We start from the raw sequence: 17,596 nt of genomic DNA, 5'->3' as shown, positions 1-17,596 counted from the left end.
TCGACATCTGGTGAAACGATGCCTGAGGAGGCCTACTTCGCTACAATGGTTGCAAACTCGGCTCTCGGTATGAAAGAGACAGTACCCTCGGGTCGTTAGTGACTCCCCTCCAATCTCCCACTGTCGCTGAGCAGTCCGTTGATCCGACCGGCAGCTTTCGCGAGGTTGCTCCCGGTCTGTGTGACTGTTGCCATCGGCGTCCGCCGGACGTACTTTTCCGGGTCGAAAATGTCACACACGATCTTCGCCACTTGGTCATGGCGGGGAACGCCCACTTTCGACCAGTAATACGGGCTCTTGCGCTCGAGCTTGTACTGTTTCTTCCAGTAGTCCGTAACCGACGACGCGTACTGGTGTTCGACGACGAGATTGGGGTGGTATCGGATGTCAAACTCGCTCAACACGCGACTCGCGAGCTCCTTCTCCTCATGTCCCCAGCCCATCTGTTCGTCCCACCCGCCGACGGCCTCAAACACGTATCGGTTCACACCCATGTTACATCCCCAGAAGGCATCGACGTAGTGAGCTTCGTCTCCCCAGTCGTAGTGGTTGGTGAAGTGTCGTGCGAAGATGTCGTCGAACGGGTGGACAGTCCGTCCGGCGTAGGCCGCCTCGGTTTCCAGCACCGACTTCGCGGTCTCCAAGTAACCGGGTTGAGGCCTGGAATCGTCGTCCAGAAACACGAGTTTTTCGGCGTTCGCCTGCTTGACACCTTCGTTCCGCGCCTTCGTGACTGGACTGTCGTCACAGACGATCACCTCGTAGTCGTCGAATTCATGCGTATCGAGAATCTGTATTGCTTCGATTTCATCGCGTGGCTTCAACGTCGCGATGATGACGCTGACTGAAACCATGATATGGTTACTGACAGATCGGAGAGGCTATAACGTTATTAGTATAACCTCCCTGGGGCGAGTAGGTGCCGTATTCCCCGGGAAGCGCTATCCAGTCATCGTGGTAAGCACGGACTGGCCCCACGAGAAACTGATGTACACGAACGCGACGAACCCGCCCATGGATATCCAGCGTAATCGTCTGTGATTCGTCGGCCGCGGTCCCTGAGGATTGCTGTACTCAACTGCTAGGAGAAATCCAGTGTATCCGAATAGGAACATCATTAGCGGATTCCAGCGGTCAGTGAACAGCATCCCGGCAACCGTCAGGGAGAGCCACGTAACGAAGAACGCGCCGAATTTTCTAGCCCATGCAGAACTCATATATTACCAAGTCTCTTGCGTCCCGTTTTGTTATGCTATTGCTAGCGACAGCGCACGCCCCTCGAACCGAGCAGAGATCTCGCTCACTTTTACGCTCACTGAAACGGGGTCACACTAATAGAACTCCCTGTCCGATCTCGCCTCAGAGTCCGTTCAACGCCGAATTGGTAGCCGTGACAGCGACATCGTCGTCGGTAGCGAAGATGGATCCTCACCCGAAAGTTGTCGCTCTGCGCCCGCTTTGTCTTCCGGGTAGCCCGCGTCGATCCGCCAACCGTCGAGGAGAACTGCGTCGACCGTCTGGTCGTCAGCCATCAAGCAGGTCGATGGCGTCGCTCAGCTCGCACTCGCCGTGGTCAGAGGATTGAACGGGGTCACACGCCTCGAAGATCGCGGGCGACAGCGTGTAGAAACCGGTCATGACGAGGTTGGACGGGCGGGTCGTCAGGCTTCTCCACGACGGGACGATTTCGCGGTACTTGTCTGTCACGCAGACGCCGTAGCGCGGCGACTCCGACTCGGGGGTCTCCTCGACGAGGAACGCGCAATCAACTCCTTTCCTGCTGCCGTTGCACGACGGTGTCGTGATTACCACGGAACACGTTATCCTTGAGCATCAGCATGAAGTCGTCGCGATCTCCGGTTCGGCCTGTAACAGCGCGTTGGCCTGTCCGTCGGGTTCGGCCTGGTGGACGTAGGTTATGGGAACTCTGTCGAAGCTATCACCGTAATTAACGAATTTCTCGCATCGAGAGAGACGTGCTCTTCGAGACAGTGCATCAGGAGCGGATGCCGGTTGATCTCGACGAGTGCTCTCGGAATCCCACTGTCAGCGGACGGAGGCGTGTTCCTTCCCGGCCGCGAGAACTACTGCTTTCATCACTCACACGCATTCCCAGATGGCACATTGTAATATTACTACTAATCGGAACTGTCTCGAATGGCTCAAGACACTTCGTTTCCGCTAGTAACGTTGCTCGGCTATCGACGTAAATCCCGAAGTGAATCCGAGTGAATCACAATAAACTCTTCTTCACCCAGTTGCGACTCATGCTCGGGCAAAAATATCAACTGTGAATCAGTTGATGACTTGACAACGGTCAGTTCTTCCATCTCGTAGCCGAGGTCTGATTCCCAATCGGGGTCTGTCGGTACGTCTTCCCACTCCTCTGAGGTCATCATTCGGCCGCCACTCCACTCAAACATCTTGGTCCTGACAAACTCAATCGGCCCTGTGTAAACCGTGTGCTCTGGCTCCAATCTTCTAGCTCTAATCTTAGATTAAGGGCATCATTAACCCTCTTCTCTACTGCGCTAATATCAGACATGTCTCGGAAAGGTGTAATTACTATATTAAACATTGCGCCATCATACCCATATTTTACGAACTATTTAATATCCACTTACTTACCAAACAATTCTACCAGGCCCCCTCCAACGACATCGTGAAAACGAGGGATACCTTGTCGGTAGGATCAAATTACCCCCGAAATTCTGTGGAATTGCACTGAGAAACAACTCTGATCTGTGAAATTATATATGAGTCAGAGAACCATTGGACACAGCCACAGAATCCGCTATCACATCAGTGAAACACGGAGTTCCACGAGTGTGCGAGCAACAATGTTCTCCTGCATGCGGGGATCATATTATTTAGCTCACTGTGGGGTGCTCTACTAGCTGAGACTGTTATCGGTGTCACAAACCGCCGATATCCGTTCAAATGCGGCCATAACGTATCTCGGGGCGGACTCAATAATAGAGTGACAGAGTCGGATATGCTGTGCCAGACAACGCTATGGGAGGGTAAGCACTGCAATGTTGGAATAACACGACTATAACAATACACCCTTGCGTATAAGATATCTATGGAGAGGGCAGTTACCCGACACCCACAACACCGGCCCAATCCTTACCACCCCCCCCTCAGGGACGCTCGTGCCCTGTACAGTCGCTGTCGACTCGGATCGCTCTCTCCACTTTAATCGTGAGCCGGAACGGCTTCGGTCACACCGTTTTTCCGGCTCACTCCGGCCTCAACTTCTTAGCTACAGCGGGTAGATCTTAACCTCCTGCAAAGGCTAGGTTAACTCTCCTGACTATTATAGATCCGCTATCAGATACTGGTCAGTACAGGGCTAGAATCCCGGAAAGCCACTGATTTACAGCGGATGCAGCCGCAACTACCATCCGTATTGCTGCTTGAACGACGGACGTTCTGATCGCGCTCAGAGTGCACAAGGGACACTTCCAGTTGTCCATCTCTGGTCGAATACCTATCGTAGTCGAAAAATAAAGGGGGAGCTACCCACTGAACTTCGCGAATCGGATACCGATATCCGTCGGGGTATAAACGATTGGCAATCGCCTAGAAGAATCCGACTACCTCATATATGAACTCAATTACTAAAGTATAACAGTTACACGTAGCGGTGTATGCCGGAACATCTCTCCGACAGCGAAATGGAACGGATTTCGGAATTCGCGAGCACTCCGATGTACAAGCGGTCGCCAGACCAGTTGTTGCCGGACGGTGCGACCGACGACGAAGAATAATACATCCCTTGGGGGGTATTTTCGCTCAGCACATTCTTCAGCTCAAGGCTCACCGATATCGAAGGACTTGTCCCTTTTACCCCGCCGTCTGGAGACTGCGTGTGCAATAGAAAGCGCGAGGAATGAACTAATGACAACTAATCCGATAATTAACGGACTGATGGCACTGAGCGGTGGAACGCCGACAATTGCTCCCAGGAGTAACAGTGCGTTCAGCAGGGCCACGGTCGCATAATACTGGTACCATTTGGACTCATCATCGCCATTGCTGATGAACGGCTCGACTTCCGGTGCGTCCTCTCGAAGAGCTATCTCACCTGTATCAGCGTCGTATGTTATTAGCCCCGCCTCTTGGAGCTTCGGAGCATGGGTCTGATACAATGAGACGTACACTCGCTTTCGGGCCTGCGAGGAGAGCTCTTCGACGGTTGTGTCGTTCTCCCACGCAGCCAACTCCTCAGCTAGATCAGTTAGTTGGACTGGTTCTTTTTGTTGGCGTAGATAATAAAGGGTATACCGACGCCTAGAACTGCTGAGGATATCGAACATTTGGTCGCGTGAGAGCTCTGGTTCTTCCTCTACCATCGGTTCGCTCATGACCTCGATTGCTGCGTTGGTTTGTGTTCAGGCCGCGAGAGCGACATATATACACGAACCCCGGGGTAACGTTTTGTTACACCCCCGTTACCCTCTGATTCTCGAGTAAGAAATAGCTACTTGTAGGGCATACCAGACACTCGTTCTCCGCTGGCTGGCCACAGTCAGTTTATAATCATTGAATCTGCCAGATTCGGAAATGTTTGTCGTATCATATAACTCGATCTCAACGAACTGGAATAAATAAAAACAAATCTGTATATGAAACCGCATTACAGTGCGTGATCGTTATGGTCGGTACGAATTTAATTCCTAGTGATACTAAACTCCAACTCTTCTTGTATTAGCACCATAATATATAGTAGTACAACTCTATCGATCTCCGAGTAGGATAGACGAGAACTACATAGTATCTTATTAATAATATACTGTGGTCTTGGCAGTACTGACTCTGCTATTCCGACCACCAGGTCAGTGACAGGAGGTACAAAGTGAGTGATCCGAAAACACATCGGCAGTGTAATGCTGACAGGTGAATATCCGAACTAATCTGTGCTGGGCCGAAAGCGGTTATTAAAACAGTCCGTACTGATGGCCTATGACCTTACTCTACCGTACCTATGGCAGATAGACAGGAGATCCTCTGTAGTTTTTATCCGTGTTGAGACATTTGTTGTTCTCAATCTATAGCAGGAAAAAACCTGATCGGGTTTTGAGTTTGACCGCTCGACGACTGCTCCGAAATTTTGGCAGTCTGTCTCCGCAGTTTCTTAATCGCTATCACGCACCACCTCTACCAGAGGTTCATTGCAGGGGCGTCTCGTTATCCGATCACTCAAGGACCAGTAGGAGGTTACTAGCCGATTACGTCGGCGTAATTTCGATAGTTTCGCTGTCTCGAATCCGAACAGTGTACCCGCTGTATGTGAAACTAATCTGGATACTATCGTTGGACTGCCCTGCGACGAGTGTGTCGAGGGCATCCGGGTCGATCTGGTTGTACAACGGCGGGAGTTTTGTTTCCGTTACGCGTTCTTTGGCTGCGATGGCGGTCACAATCGCTTCGCTTGGTGATTCGTACTGGTCTGCCCAGAAGACAGTTTCTGTCTCGTTCCACTCCAGACTCATTGTTACCTGAAAGAACGTACTCCCGTATCAGCATATACCCTATCAGACTAGCAAACTCGGACACTGGATGCTATCTATCTAGATGCTGTGTCGTCCCGCCTTCGCTAAACAACTGCTCGAGTAGCTTCCGGACCGCTACCCGAAGGTGGTGGCTGAACGTCGGCTGTGAAATATCGAGTGTATCGGCGATTTCCTGGCCGGTTTTGTCCCGGGGTGATTGATAGAATCCGCTATAGAAGGCTGCGAGCAACACCTCAAACTGGCGGGGGGTCAGTTGTGCTGTCAATTCTGAGTGGAACGACTCTCGGGTCTGGACACCACGCTCTCGCTTGTGACGGCTCACAAGTTCGATGTCCGGACATGAACGCCGTAATTCCACTATGAGTTGGCGAATATCGACAGTCTGTGGGACCTCGAGCTGGATTTCCAGCGTCTCTCCGTCGGACTGGATTAGCTGTGGTGCCCCCCCCTGTTCGGCGACAGTCAGTGCGAGCTGTGTGCCCGATACCGTCGCCTCGAACAGACTCGTGTCCTCAGTGTCGGTTAAACACTCTAATCGCTGAATCCGGGGAAGGACGTCCGGACATGTTTCCAGGTCTTCGGGGGGAGCGTCAGTGCTGAAAAACACGATACAGCTGCTATCTCCCTGTGGTACGATACCTTCGAATGTGATTTCTGCATCGACAACACCCGCGATTCGATGGAGGATATCGTCGGATTCAGTTGCTTCCAGTCGGATCTCGACGGCGCGGTCCGCGACGAGCCCTTGCTTCGTCTCGATGCTGTTGATGGCGTATCCGACTGTTTCACTCACTTCTTCGAGGACTGACTGTGTTGGCAGGTCGAAAACGTCCGGCGTTTTTGCATACACGGTCAAGATCCCGTAGGAGAGTTGTTGGTAGCTGAGCGGAATGCTGACGACTGACTGGAAGCCCCGTTCCAGCAGCCGCCGCTGCCACCCTTTCCCCCTGAGCCCGTCTGCGATGTTGTTGTTCAGCGTCTGCTCGTTCGTTCGGGCCGTCTGGACTGCTGGCGGTGGCGGTGTCTCGTTCGTAGGCGTGCGGGATTCTTCTAGGAAGCCGCGGTCGGTCCCTGCCCACGTTCGTGGCGTGACTCGGTCGGTATCGGATTCGTACTCGCCGATCCAGGCGAACGAACAGATGTCGGACGCGACCAACTGGTCACACACCGCCTGCTCTATTTCCGACCGACTGTCTGCCCGGAGCACCCGCTCGTGGATTTTCTGACTCAGTTCCGTCAATCGATTCATCTGTTCGAGCTGAATCGTCTGTTGTTCCAGGTCTCGCTGTCTGTCTTCGAGCTCCGTCTCGTAGGTCAGCCTATCGAACGCAGTCCGAATCGTTGCTCCGAGGAGTTCGGTAATCCGACGAGTCTGGGTATCGAACACGCCGCCGATTGTGTCGCCCGCCCGGAGAACGCCGTGGTCTCCCAGCGGGACAAACACGGCTTTGCCGTCAGTCAGCGTGTCCCCGCCCGCCTTCGAAGTCGAGTTCTCGTCACTAACGATGGTTTCCTCGGTGAAAAAGGCCGAACTCACGGGGCTATCGCCGTCTGCTGGGATGGCTTCGTGCTCTTCAGTCTCTGTAGCCGCAAGGGGCCGAAAGGCGTTCGTATCGCTGTCGAACGCGTACAGCACAACTTCAGGGAGGCCGATGATATCACGCGTCCGCGAAACGACAATCTGGGCGGCTTCCTCCTCTGAAGTCACGCCTAGGAGATCTGTTGCCGCTTCGTACAACTGTGTAAAGCCCATTTCCGCTCGCTGTGTCTGGAGTTCGTTTCCGATCCACTTGCTCAGCAGGTCCACAAGCGTCATGTCCCAGTCCGAGAATCCAGTATCGCCCGTCCCGGACCCGTAGAAACAGAGCGTCCCGTAGGTACTCCCTCCGACAGTGAGTGGCGTTCCGAGGTATCGATTGATTTCGTCATCCCAAATGAGGTCTCTGTCATTGTCGCCGCAATCGGCGTCAACGTCTGTCATCACGACCGTTTCCTCGTTCGCAACGGCTTTTGCACAAGGGGTATCCGACAATGGAATGGTTCCCCCCGAAAAAATCGTTTCATCAGGTGTCTGGAGCACTTCGAAATCGTACTCCATACCGTTGACACGCGAGAGCGTCGCATACTCGGTTCCCAGTACGCTACGGCCGACCTGCATGAGGTCCGCTATCTGTTCCTGTAGTGACCCTTCCCGCGTCGTGAACACCTCGGTAATCGTTCGCAGGACTTCTTCCCGCATTTCAAGTTCCGCACGCGTCGCGGTCGAATGGAGGCCGTCGGCGACGATTTCCGCGAGTTCTGTCAGCACGGCCTGCTCCGCCTCGTCGAACGCGAAGGGCGTGTCCGCGTATATCGAAATCACACTCTGTACTGAGCCCGTGTACTGAATGGGGAGAACGATCATCGATCGGAACCCGTACTCCGATACGAGTTCGTACCATGGCTGAACCGACGATTCAGTACGGATGTCGGACGCCACTTGCCGTTCGCCGGTTTCGATTGCACGGCCGAACGGCCCCTCATCGAAAGCTGAGCGGCCATAACGCGAGAGCATCGCTTCGACGTATTCGAGTGCGCCACCACCGCCTGCCGCGGGAACAATGTCGCCCGCCTCGTTTTTTTCCCCAATCCAGGCGAACTGGTAGGCATCCGAACTGGCCAGGATCTCACAGACGGCCTCTTTGATCTCCTCGGCTGTTGATGCCCTCAGGACTTGGCGATTGATCTCTCGGAACAGTGAATTGATTCGGGACAGTCGCGCCGTTTCCCGACGGAATCGGTGTGATTCGACTGCGTTCTCGATTCTGTTTGTGAGCACTGCGTACTGTTCCGGTCCGCCACCTTTTACGAAGTAATCGGTGACACCGGCCGAAACCGCTTCGCTGGCGAGTTTTTCGCTCCCCTGGCCGGTCAACAGGATGAACGGGAGGTCACCGTTAGATTGACGCACCGTTTCAACGAACTCAATCCCGTCAGCTTCGGGCATCTCGTAGTCACTGACGATACAGTCGATAGATTCGGAATCGAAGTAACTGAGGGCGTCATCGACGCTTGCGGCCTCAATGACCTCGATACGGTCGTTTTCGTGTTCCAGCAGTTCTGCCGTCGTCCGCCGGAACTCTCCGTAGTCATCGACTAACAGTACCTTGATTTTCGAGGCTGCCGTTTCACTATCCGTTGGTGCCGGTCCAGTCTCACCGGCCAACTTCCGCATACTACACCACTTACGCAACAGTCCGTATAAACGTTTGACTTGACTCGTATCGCTGCCGCGGCTCTACGTTTGTTAATACTCAACGCATCTGACGATGAACTCGTCTGCATATCCGGCTATTAGGCCAGTGTACAACTTTTACAACGTATGCAGCCACTACAAATTCCGAAATAATGACCCTTCTCGAAATATTGTATCGATAAAGTATATATATACTATTGCATTGGATATTTCAGAACACATTTCATTGTAAATACTGATCTGTAGTGGTAGCTTTGGTATAGAAGCGCTACAGAAACCGAAATCGGATCGACTACAACTATATTCCAACAAAACTCAATTTCAAAAATATAGCTACAGTATCAAATAGAAATAACAGCTCCATAATTTTCAAAGTTTTGATAATAAAGCTAATTTACAAATTGAACCCGTTTGGTTCCGACTTAGTTATCCCACTGAGTACACACTAAGGGTGTAAATCTTCGCCGAACTCGTTAATACGTAGGCTGTATGTATACTGTCCGTCAAAAACTATTACTGAGCAGGCCGAAACAATCTGACAATGGCTGCTGACCCCGGCTGTAAAGTAGACGCGGTTATCGACAAGTATGGGTTGGCGTCGACAGACCCAGTCTACGATTCCCTCGACGAGGGCCTGCTAGCACGCTGGACAGGTGCGGACGACCGAACTGAAATGGGATACCGGTCATTGACGGCGTGGTTCAACAAACGGCTCCTCAAACGAGTTTACACCGAACACGGTCGTGAATCCCTCGATACCCGTATAGACAGTGATTACGACACATTGCGGGGGGATGACGCCCTACACCGGGACGAACTCATCGAGCGACTGCAAGCTGCGGGTATTCCCGGTGAAACGCTCCACGATGATATGGTGTCGTGGGGAACGATGCGAACCCATCTTAATGACTGTTTGGACGGTCGAAAGGAGCCTCGGGAGGCGACAACTAACTGGGAACGTGAGAGCGTCGAAACGGCAAAAGCAGTCGTCGAACGGAAGGCCGAGACGGCACTGTCCTCGCTCTCGAAGAAAGGCGACATCGACGGGGGTGACGCCGCGGAGATAGAGACCCAGATTCAACTCGGATGCCCTGACTGTCCGACTCGTGTTCCGTTCGATGTCGCACTTGAGCGTGGGTACGTCTGCAAGCAACACCGGGGGCCGCATCTATCATCACACAATTCATGACCTGGACCATTGAAATCGAACGGATCGCGGGTATTCTGGACGGGTCGGCGACGGTAGAGCCGGGATTGAACGTCGTCCGCGGCTCGAACTGGCAAGGGAAGTCGAGTTTCATTGAATCAATCAAAACGGCCCTTGGTACCTCCACCGAACTGACTGAAGGGGCAGATAGCGGAGCGGTACATCTCGAAACGCCGACCGGTGTCTACGACGTGACGCTCACCCGCGAGAACGGCGCCGTGGCTCGACAGGGGCAGCCGTATCTCACCGACGAGTACGACGTTATCCGCGCTGAGCTGTTCGCGTGCTTGGACGAGCGGAATGCGGTCCGGCAGGCCGTCCGGGCAGGGGACAACCTCGAGGACGTGCTGTTGCGTCCGCTTGACTTCCAGAACATCGATACGCAGATCGAGACGTTACAGCGGGAGCGCGAACAGATCGAAACAGAACTCTCGCAGGCGCGTGAGGCGAAAAAGCGACTCCCGAGCGTTCAGGAGAAAGTGACACGTCTGGAAAACGAGATCGAGGATCTCCAGGCCAAACGTGAGACAATCGACGGTGAGGCAGGAAGCGACGACAGTTCGGAGTCGGTCCGCCGTCAACTCAGCCAAGCCCGGACCGAACAGAACCAGGCCAGAAACCGCATCGAACGACTCGAACAGAGCATCGGGCGGACCGAACAGCGACTCTCGGAGCGAGAGGATGATCTCGACGCCCTCGAAATCCCGGAGTACAATGACGTTGAGGACAAACTCGCGGAGGCACGGGAGAGCCTCTCGCAAGTAGAGCGAGACGCCGAGGTGCTCCAGTCTGTCTACTCGGCAACTGAGATGGTCCTCAGCGAGAACCGGTTAGACCTGCTTACCGACGTGGAGCGCGATATCGACGGTGACACCGTCACCTGCTGGACGTGTGGGAGTGAGACGACACGAGCAGACCTGGCGGACCAACTGGACGCGCTCGGAAGCGAACTCACGACACTCCGCGCACAAAAAGAAACCTACCGCGATACCGTCGAGGAACTGGAAACACAGCGCGAGGAAATCAGCCAGGCTCGCCGTCGCAAAGCGGACCTAGAGGAGGAGATTGCTGACTTGGAGGCGACGCTGGCCGATCGGAAACAGAGCCTCGAAGCAGCCAGAAACAGACTCGAAGGGGCCCAAGCAGACGTGGAGCGGCTTTCCGACCGCGTCGATGAGACCGTGGCGGAGCTTTCGGATGTCGAAAGCGAAATCAAGTACCGCGAGGCTGAACTCGAAGACACTGCCGACGAACTGGCGCAACTCGAAACGAGAGCGGCCCGCGTCGACGCGCTCGAAGCCGACCTCGAATCGGTGCGCGACGATCTTGCGGAACTTCGAAGCCGGAAAGACCGGATCAAGCGCGAGGCACGAGAAGCGTTCGACACGGCGATGCAGGACATCCTCTCCCGATTCGGGACGGGATTCGAAACGGCCCGACTCACCGCGGACTTCGACATTGTAGTCGCTCGGGACGGTCAGGAAGCGAGTTTAAACGCCCTCAGCGAAGGGGAACTCGAACTAATCGGTTTCGTGGCAGCGCTGGCCGGTCGCCAGTCGTTCGACGTCGGCGACGCTGTGCCGCTCCTGCTTGTCGACGGCTTGGGCGGCCTTGACGACGACAACCTCCACACCCTCATCGAGTATCTGCAGCAGGGGACCGAGTACCTGGTGTTCACTGCGTACCCGGAGTACACAGCCTTCGATGGACGTGAGATCGACCCGACCCAGTGGACCGTTGCGAACGAGAAACAAGCCTCGGCCGACTGACAGCCTGTCCGAACCCGAGCCTCTCCCACTGACGCGTATTCTGGTTTGACTCCACTATCTCTCTGTCTGAGAAGGGACACATCCCATAGGTATATTTTCACTTCTAGGGGACTTATACAAAAATACTATTAGTACCTACCTCATTTCCCACTCAGATGGCGACCATACGGGTGAAAGATTGGACGAAAACGGAATTAGAAGAGATACGGAACGCGGAGTCACATTCATCGTACGATTCGGTCATCAAATCGCTGCTGAAAGACCGCAAACTCGCGAAGTTGGCGGACGACGCTTCTGGGACCGTGACGGGCAACTCCGTCCAGTCACAGGACTCCGCCGTCGACAAAGCGTTCGACGATCTGACTGTTCTGGGGGAACTGACTGCTGATCACGACGACGTGTTGTTCCTGTGGTGCCCGAACTGTGGGAACGAACTCGTCCACCTTACGGTCGAGCGACCGCTTGGCCTCTCCGTGTTTGAGATGGAGTGCCAGCGATGTCTCACCCATCTTGACAGTCACGCTATCGTCGCTATTGAACTGCGGTATCCCATCGAACAGAAGATGATCGAGGGACAGCTCCGGACGGACCTCAAATCCTGCGTGATCGACTACTGGGACCGGACGCTGGAGGCGGCCGCCAACGACACTCTCGAAACAGAAACCCCCGTCGACCGTCTCGTGTGGCAGTTCGATCAGTACCACAAACAGTTCACCTGGGACTGGCCGACGGATGTCCCGACTGTCAGCTTTGTCCCCGGCGTCACGTATCACAACACTACCACTGACGAGCGAATCGAAGCCGTCGAAGCTGTCACCGAGAACCGGAACGCGATGGATTCGTACAAGATCAGACGCTGCACCGCGGACAGCGATGATATCCCGGATCAGCTAGACAGCAGTACGATTGTCGACTGGATTGCCAACCGGGAACTGGTCGTCACAGAGCAGTCCGTGGGAACGACCAAACCGGCGACGTAACGAATCTCGACGCCCCGGTTTTGGCTTATCGCCGACGTACGAGGTGTGTCTTCCAGAACATGGTTTGCCGGGAGCCGAACTGATTGGAAGGGTACATTTCTCCACTCTCAGCGGCCCCATTTTCTCAGCCTTTGTTCTTATGAGTGTGCAACATTCTCAGCAGTCTACTATATTTGGCCAATTCTTATGGATAAATTCCTGTGGGTTCGGTAAGGAAGCCGACTATAAATTTATATAACTTTGGGTAATATATAAGGTGTATCGAGGCTACCAAAGACACTCATGAAGTTTGTCGACAACAATTATACGACACCAGCAGCCTACTTTCTACCATGATTAGGCTGGTTGGATGCACGCGTTTCGCTAGTCGCATCTCCGAGCGCGTCCCGGGTGACGAGGGAGGGGGAGCCTGTGAGTAAAGCGACGCACCCTCACACGCTCAAACTCCCTCGTGAGGAACACGGATTGGCCACGTCGAAGGCAGCGACCAGACGGATACAGGGAATTCTTCCAGCGTTCCTGGAGAAGAAGATCATCGAAGCGGAGGCCAACGGGCTGGTCGTTCCACTCGACGGCAGCGTCGAATCGACGGTTGCGGCTGCGCTGGCCGTCGACGGGATCGGGGCTGACTACGTGACTGGACTGGTAATGCCGGTACAGCTAAGCGACGAAGGGCCTGCCCGGACGGCTGAAACCGTCGCGTCGCTGTTGGACATCGACTGCCACCGACTCCACCTGCAGCCAGTGCTGACGGCGTTCCAGCGGGTCGTCGGCGAGACCGGTGAACCGACCGACGACATCGTGGCGATGCGAAACGCCAGCGAACGCTTCCGGATGGCGTGTAAATACTACGTCGCAAACACGAGGAACGAACTCGTCGTGGGAACTGTCCCCCGGACTGATCGGCTGTTGGGCTCCGTTGCGAAATACGGCGAGAACGGCGTTGACCTGTCGCTGTTCGGTGACCTTTACAGAACCGAAATCGAGGCCCTGGCTGATGCACTCGCCGTTCCGTCGGAGATACTCGAACAGACACCTCATCCCATGGAGCACACCGGTGCAACTGATGCGACGGAACTGGGTATCGATCAGCGAGAACTCGACAGTATTCTCCACTTCGCGATTGATAGAGGCTGTTCCGCACCGGAGGTGGCTGACAGAGTCGGCGTCGACGAGCCCGCCGTTGAGCGAACGATTCAGTGGTGTGCCAGCACGCGCCACAAGCGACACACGCCACCGAAACCCTCGATGGATAACTGACACCGCCGGGAACCGTTTCTGTGAGCAAAGCAGTTAACAGCCTCACTCCGCGAGTCTCACACCCATGCAGGCCGACCCCCAGGATATCATCGACACCGGCGACAGGCTGTTGTCGGAGTATCCCGAACTGTTTACTGAGCAGTACGAGACGAACACTCGCCTCGTTCAGCGACTCGCCAGTGTGGACTCGTTTCGCATCCGAACCCGGCTCACCGGATACATCACACGAAAAAAACGGACACGGGACGGCTCGCAAAGATGACGCCACCGCATAGCACACGCGCCACACACAGTGCCACACGTGTGTGGCCGGATTTCATGCCCTCAGCGGCCGTCCCGGTATGTGGACCTTCTTTATGCTGAGACCGTTTTGCAGGACGTATGTTACTCACTGGGACTGTCGTTGCGGACTCTGAGACCGTCCTGCAAGACGGGGCGGTCGTCGTCTCCGGGGACCGGATTGCGGCTGTAGGTTCCCGCGCTGACCTCGAAGCGCAGTACGCCGACCACGAACACCAGTCCTACGACGTGCTGTTGCCGGGACTCGTCGGTGGCCACATCCACTCGGTGCAGAGTCTCGGGCGCGGCATCGCCGACGACACGGAACTGCTCGACTGGCTGTTCGACTACATCCTGCCGATGGAAGCCTCCCTGACCGCCGAGGAGATGGAGGTCGCGGCGAAACTGGGCTACCTGGAGATGATCGAAAGCGGGACCACGACCTGTATCGACCACCTCTCGGTCGCCCACGCGGACCGTGCCTTCGAAGCGGCGGGCGAAATCGGCATCCGCGGCGTGCTCGGCAAAGTACTGATGGACCAGCGATCCCCGGACGGCCTCCTAGAGGACACGCAGGCCGCACTGGATGAATCCGAGCGTCTGATCAAGGAGTACCACGGTGCCTACAACGACCGGATTCGGTACGCTGTCACCCCCCGCTTTGCCGTCTCCTGTAGCGAGGCCTGCCTACGCGGCGCGCGAGAACTCGCGGACAAATACGACGGCGTCCGCATCCACACCCACGCCAGTGAGAACCAAAGCGAAATAGAGACGGTCAAAGCTGACACCGGCATGCGCAATATCCACTGGCTCGACGAAGTGGGCCTCACCGGCGAGGACGTCGTCCTGGCTCACTGTGTCTGGACTGACGAAAGCGAGCGCGAAGTCCTCGCGGAGACGGGGACCCACGTCACGCACTGCCCGTCCTCGAATATGAAACTCGCCAGCGGCATCGCGCCGGTCTGGGACTACCGCGACCGCGGCATCAACGTCGCAATCGGTAACGACGGGCCGCCCTGTAACAACACGCTCGACGCGTTCACCGAGATGCGACAGGCGAGTCTCCTCCAGAAGGTCGATCAGTTAGACCCGACGGTGACGCCGGCAGCCGAAATCTTCGAAATGGCGACGCGCAACGGCGCGAAAGCCGCCGGTTTCGACAAGCTCGGGGCGATTCGGGAAGGGTGGCGTGCTGACATCGTCGGCCTGAATACGGACCTCACGCGGGCGACGCCGCTGCACGACGTGCTCTCGCATCTGGTGTTTGCGGCCCATGGCGACGACGTTCGATTCACGATGGTCGACGGGAACGTCCTCATGGAACAGGGTGAAGTAACCACTATCGACGCCGACGCCGTCCGCTCTCGGGCATCGACGATGGGACTGGAGATGGACCTCGAAGACGAACGCAAGTCCGCACAGGAACAGAAGCCCTGAGTGTCTCTCAGCGGGTGGCCTCACTCGCTCGTCGCGATTGCTTCGATTTCGACTCCCACGCCCTTCGGCAGATTTGCGACCTCGACCGCACTGCGGGCCGGCGGCTCCTGGTCGAAGAAACCGGCGTACGTGTCGTTCATCGCCTCGAAGTCCTCGATGTCGTCGAGATAGACGGTCATCTTCAACACGTCGCTCATCTCCAGTCCCTCCGAAGCCAGTACCGCTTCGATGTTCGACAGCGCCTGTTCTGCCTGCGTCGCTATCGGTTCGTCGTCGAGCAGGTCGCCGTCGGGTGTCATCGGGATTTGACCCGCGGTGAACACGAGCGATCCGTCTGTCGTTGCCTGGCTGTACGCGCCGACCGCTTCGGGGGCGTCGGCCGTGCTGATAATCCGTTTCATCGGTCAGGTGTTCCGCCATCAGCGTCTTAAATTCACAGGCCGTGGCGGCGGTCCGCGTACTCAGCGAGATCAGCATCGGTATCGATATCCCAGTGAATTCCGGGGTCGTCTACCTCGATGAACGCTGTCCGCTCGTTGGTCTCGATGATATCTCGGCCCCCACGGTCGCCGGAGACGGAGGCGAGCCCATCGAAGTGGTGGCTGTCGAAAAGCACGGGGTTGCCCCGCGCCCCTTCGTGTTCGGGGACAACGATGGTCGCCGTTCCGGAATGGTACGCATCGATAAGCTTCTCGACAGTTCCGGTCCGGACGAACGGCATATCACCCAACAGGAACAGCGCGGCGTCCCAGCCGGCCGCACGGGCGAATTCGACGCCGTGTCGAACTGAGGCACTCTGGCCCGTCGCGTAATCGCTGTTGTGGCGGACCGAGAGTGCCAGGCCATCTAGCGCCTCAGCGACAGTCTCGCTCTCGTATCCGAGGACGGCGACAACGTCAGATAGCGGCGATTTAACGGCGGTTTCGGCTACCTGTCCAACGACTGTCTTTCCGCCGATGGTCGCCAGGAGTTTGTTACCCGGCTCGTACCGTGAGCTCTTCCCAGCGGCGAGGATGACGCCGCCGACTTCGGTCCGCTGCTGCCCGCTCATCGTGACCCCCGTTTCACTACGATACTGAGTATCTCACCGACGTTCATCATCGCTGGACCTCCTGCACATCCGTCGCAGAGACGACCTCACAGACATCCGACGCGAACGACGTAATGACCCCCCGAGAACACCGCTCTGTCTGCGACAGTGCGTGGATGAGCACGTCTCTGGCGGTACGCCGCTGTGTTTCGGTATCCGCTTTGTTGACTAGCGGTATCACAGACGCTTCGGCCGGCGCGTTTCGGCGGCCACCGTCAGGATGCGTGAGCACTGTCCCGACAGCTTCCCGCGTAATCGTGTCGCCCACATGGAGGCCGGTGATGTCCGCCACCCGCTCCGGTCGGTGGACCACGTCTGTCGTCAGCGCTTCACCGACGGCGGCGACCGAGGCGACCGGGACGACGTGGCTCGCCGTGCTCGGGACGACCGGCTCCCTCTCGCTAGGGGCTTTGAACTCCCGCTTGCGTGCGCCGTCAGCTTTGACGAGGAGCCAATCGAACAGCCCGGCCTCGGATAGCTGTTCCACCACACTCGCCTCGAACCCGCGAACCTTCCGGTCGACTCGCGCCGGATCGGCGACGCTCTCACGCGCGATAGCAACCGGTGGGTCGTGTGCTTCGAGGTCGGTGTGCCCCTCGTCTGGGCCGGTGAGCGCCAGCGGCAGGTCGGGCGGCGGCGGCATCGCCGTCGTTGTAGTGTACCCAACAGCGCACCCATCGTTGGTGCCCTCGACCGCCAACTGTCCCATCGCGGTTTTCTTCCCACCGGCCCCGACAAAGGCGACAGCAGCGCTGGAGCCCAGGCCCAGCGCAGCAGCCAGATGCATACAGTCGCTCCGCGGGACACACAAAAATAGCTT

At 56.2% G+C, this 17,596-nt stretch carries 14 protein-coding genes and 1 pseudogene; 6 read left to right on the top strand and 9 right to left on the bottom strand.

What is annotated here, in order from left to right:
* Nucleotides 1-95: 95 nt before the first annotated feature.
* The 6 genes and pseudogenes from ACOZ4H_RS18900 to ACOZ4H_RS18875 all read right to left on the bottom strand — a co-directional run bounded on the left by ACOZ4H_RS18900 (nt 96) and on the right by ACOZ4H_RS18875 (nt 8,733).
* Entirely contained in the window at nt 96-854 is a 759-nt protein-coding gene (locus ACOZ4H_RS18900; protein WP_424330813.1) for a glycosyltransferase family 2 protein, read from the bottom strand.
* Between the two features lie 516 nt (nt 855-1,370).
* Nucleotides 1,371-2,097: pseudogene (locus tag ACOZ4H_RS18895) on the bottom strand (sugar phosphate nucleotidyltransferase).
* Between the two features lie 101 nt (nt 2,098-2,198).
* Nucleotides 2,199-2,396, bottom strand: coding sequence for a hypothetical protein (locus tag ACOZ4H_RS18890; protein ID WP_424330812.1), 198 nt, complete (start codon nt 2,394-2,396; stop codon nt 2,199-2,201).
* 1,419 nt (nt 2,397-3,815) lie between these two features.
* Nucleotides 3,816-4,358: a DUF7344 domain-containing protein gene (locus ACOZ4H_RS18885; protein ID WP_424330811.1), complete on the bottom strand. Its 543-nt coding sequence runs from the start codon at nt 4,356-4,358 to the stop codon at nt 3,816-3,818.
* 876 nt (nt 4,359-5,234) lie between these two features.
* Nucleotides 5,235-5,498, bottom strand: coding sequence for a HalOD1 output domain-containing protein (locus tag ACOZ4H_RS18880; protein WP_424330810.1), 264 nt, complete (start codon nt 5,496-5,498; stop codon nt 5,235-5,237).
* 70 nt (nt 5,499-5,568) lie between these two features.
* Complete coding sequence (locus ACOZ4H_RS18875) at nt 5,569-8,733, bottom strand: GAF domain-containing protein (protein ID WP_424330809.1); 3,165 nt, start codon at nt 8,731-8,733, stop codon at nt 5,569-5,571.
* A 562-nt stretch (nt 8,734-9,295) separates the two neighbouring features.
* Here ACOZ4H_RS18875 and rdfA point away from each other — a divergent pair.
* The 6 genes from rdfA (at nt 9,296) to ACOZ4H_RS18845 (ending at nt 15,686) form a co-directional block, all read left to right on the top strand.
* On the top strand, nt 9,296-9,943 hold the full coding sequence (rdfA, locus tag ACOZ4H_RS18870) for a rod-determining factor RdfA (protein WP_424330808.1): 648 nt from the start codon (nt 9,296-9,298) through the stop codon (nt 9,941-9,943).
* Nucleotides 9,940-11,730, top strand: coding sequence for an archaea-specific SMC-related protein (locus ACOZ4H_RS18865; protein WP_424330807.1), 1,791 nt, complete (start codon nt 9,940-9,942; stop codon nt 11,728-11,730). Before rdfA ends, ACOZ4H_RS18865 begins: the two co-directional genes overlap by 4 nt.
* 155 nt (nt 11,731-11,885) lie before the next feature.
* Nucleotides 11,886-12,710 (top strand): hypothetical protein, encoded by an 825-nt coding sequence (locus tag ACOZ4H_RS18860; protein ID WP_424330806.1) that lies wholly within the window; start codon nt 11,886-11,888, stop codon nt 12,708-12,710.
* 411 nt (nt 12,711-13,121) lie between these two features.
* The gene (nadE, locus tag ACOZ4H_RS18855; RefSeq protein WP_424330805.1) at nt 13,122-13,970 is read left to right on the top strand and encodes an NAD(+) synthase; all 849 of its coding nucleotides are present in this window, start codon (nt 13,122-13,124) and stop codon (nt 13,968-13,970) included.
* Nucleotides 13,971-14,034: 64 nt separating this feature from the next.
* Nucleotides 14,035-14,232 carry a 30S ribosomal protein S17 gene (locus ACOZ4H_RS18850; RefSeq protein ID WP_424330804.1) on the top strand — a complete coding sequence of 66 codons (198 nt, stop codon included), beginning with the start codon at nt 14,035-14,037 and terminating at the stop codon, nt 14,230-14,232.
* Between the two features lie 119 nt (nt 14,233-14,351).
* Nucleotides 14,352-15,686: a 5'-deoxyadenosine deaminase gene (locus ACOZ4H_RS18845; RefSeq protein WP_424330803.1), complete on the top strand. Its 1,335-nt coding sequence runs from the start codon at nt 14,352-14,354 to the stop codon at nt 15,684-15,686.
* Between the two features lie 20 nt (nt 15,687-15,706).
* Here the strand turns inward: ACOZ4H_RS18845 and ACOZ4H_RS18840 are convergent, their stop codons facing one another.
* From ACOZ4H_RS18840 to yqeC, 3 genes are read right to left on the bottom strand one after another with little or no spacing between them, the layout of a single operon-like run.
* Nucleotides 15,707-16,087, bottom strand: a complete 381-nt coding sequence (locus ACOZ4H_RS18840) for a Rid family detoxifying hydrolase (protein ID WP_424330802.1) — start codon at nt 16,085-16,087, stop codon at nt 15,707-15,709.
* A gap of 32 nt (nt 16,088-16,119) precedes the next feature.
* Complete coding sequence (locus ACOZ4H_RS18835) at nt 16,120-16,737, bottom strand: nucleotidyltransferase family protein (protein ID WP_424330801.1); 618 nt, start codon at nt 16,735-16,737, stop codon at nt 16,120-16,122.
* 46 nt (nt 16,738-16,783) lie between these two features.
* Entirely contained in the window at nt 16,784-17,563 is a 780-nt protein-coding gene (yqeC, locus tag ACOZ4H_RS18830; protein WP_424330800.1) for a selenium cofactor biosynthesis protein YqeC, read from the bottom strand.
* Nucleotides 17,564-17,596: the final 33 nt, after the last annotated feature.

It is taken from the genome of Haloarcula amylolytica (assembly GCF_049705545.1).
Lineage (GTDB): Archaea > Halobacteriota > Halobacteria > Halobacteriales > Haloarculaceae > Haloarcula > Haloarcula amylolytica_B.
Note: the sequence above shows the minus strand (reverse complement) of the source record. Positions and strands in the feature narration are given on the sequence as shown.

What these genes read in the sequence shown, in the direction of transcription:
- ACOZ4H_RS18900 (WP_424330813.1), bottom strand. Translation starts at nt 854, where the DNA reads ATGGTTTCAGTCAGCGTCATCATCGCGACGTTGAAGCCACGCGATGAA.
- ACOZ4H_RS18890 (WP_424330812.1), bottom strand. Translation starts at nt 2,396, where the DNA reads ATGACCTCAGAGGAGTGGGAAGACGTACCGACAGACCCCGATTGGGAA.
- ACOZ4H_RS18885 (WP_424330811.1), bottom strand. Translation starts at nt 4,358, where the DNA reads ATGGTAGAGGAAGAACCAGAGCTCTCACGCGACCAAATGTTCGATATC.
- ACOZ4H_RS18880 (WP_424330810.1), bottom strand. Translation starts at nt 5,498, where the DNA reads ATGAGTCTGGAGTGGAACGAGACAGAAACTGTCTTCTGGGCAGACCAG.
- ACOZ4H_RS18875 (WP_424330809.1), bottom strand. Translation starts at nt 8,733, where the DNA reads ATGCGGAAGTTGGCCGGTGAGACTGGACCGGCACCAACGGATAGTGAA.
- rdfA (WP_424330808.1), top strand. Translation starts at nt 9,296, where the DNA reads ATGGCTGCTGACCCCGGCTGTAAAGTAGACGCGGTTATCGACAAGTAT.
- ACOZ4H_RS18865 (WP_424330807.1), top strand. Translation starts at nt 9,940, where the DNA reads ATGACCTGGACCATTGAAATCGAACGGATCGCGGGTATTCTGGACGGG.
- ACOZ4H_RS18860 (WP_424330806.1), top strand. Translation starts at nt 11,886, where the DNA reads ATGGCGACCATACGGGTGAAAGATTGGACGAAAACGGAATTAGAAGAG.
- ACOZ4H_RS18850 (WP_424330804.1), top strand. Translation starts at nt 14,035, where the DNA reads ATGCAGGCCGACCCCCAGGATATCATCGACACCGGCGACAGGCTGTTG.
- ACOZ4H_RS18845 (WP_424330803.1), top strand. Translation starts at nt 14,352, where the DNA reads ATGTTACTCACTGGGACTGTCGTTGCGGACTCTGAGACCGTCCTGCAA.
- ACOZ4H_RS18840 (WP_424330802.1), bottom strand. Translation starts at nt 16,087, where the DNA reads ATGAAACGGATTATCAGCACGGCCGACGCCCCCGAAGCGGTCGGCGCG.
- ACOZ4H_RS18835 (WP_424330801.1), bottom strand. Translation starts at nt 16,737, where the DNA reads ATGAGCGGGCAGCAGCGGACCGAAGTCGGCGGCGTCATCCTCGCCGCT.
- yqeC (WP_424330800.1), bottom strand. Translation starts at nt 17,563, where the DNA reads ATGCATCTGGCTGCTGCGCTGGGCCTGGGCTCCAGCGCTGCTGTCGCC.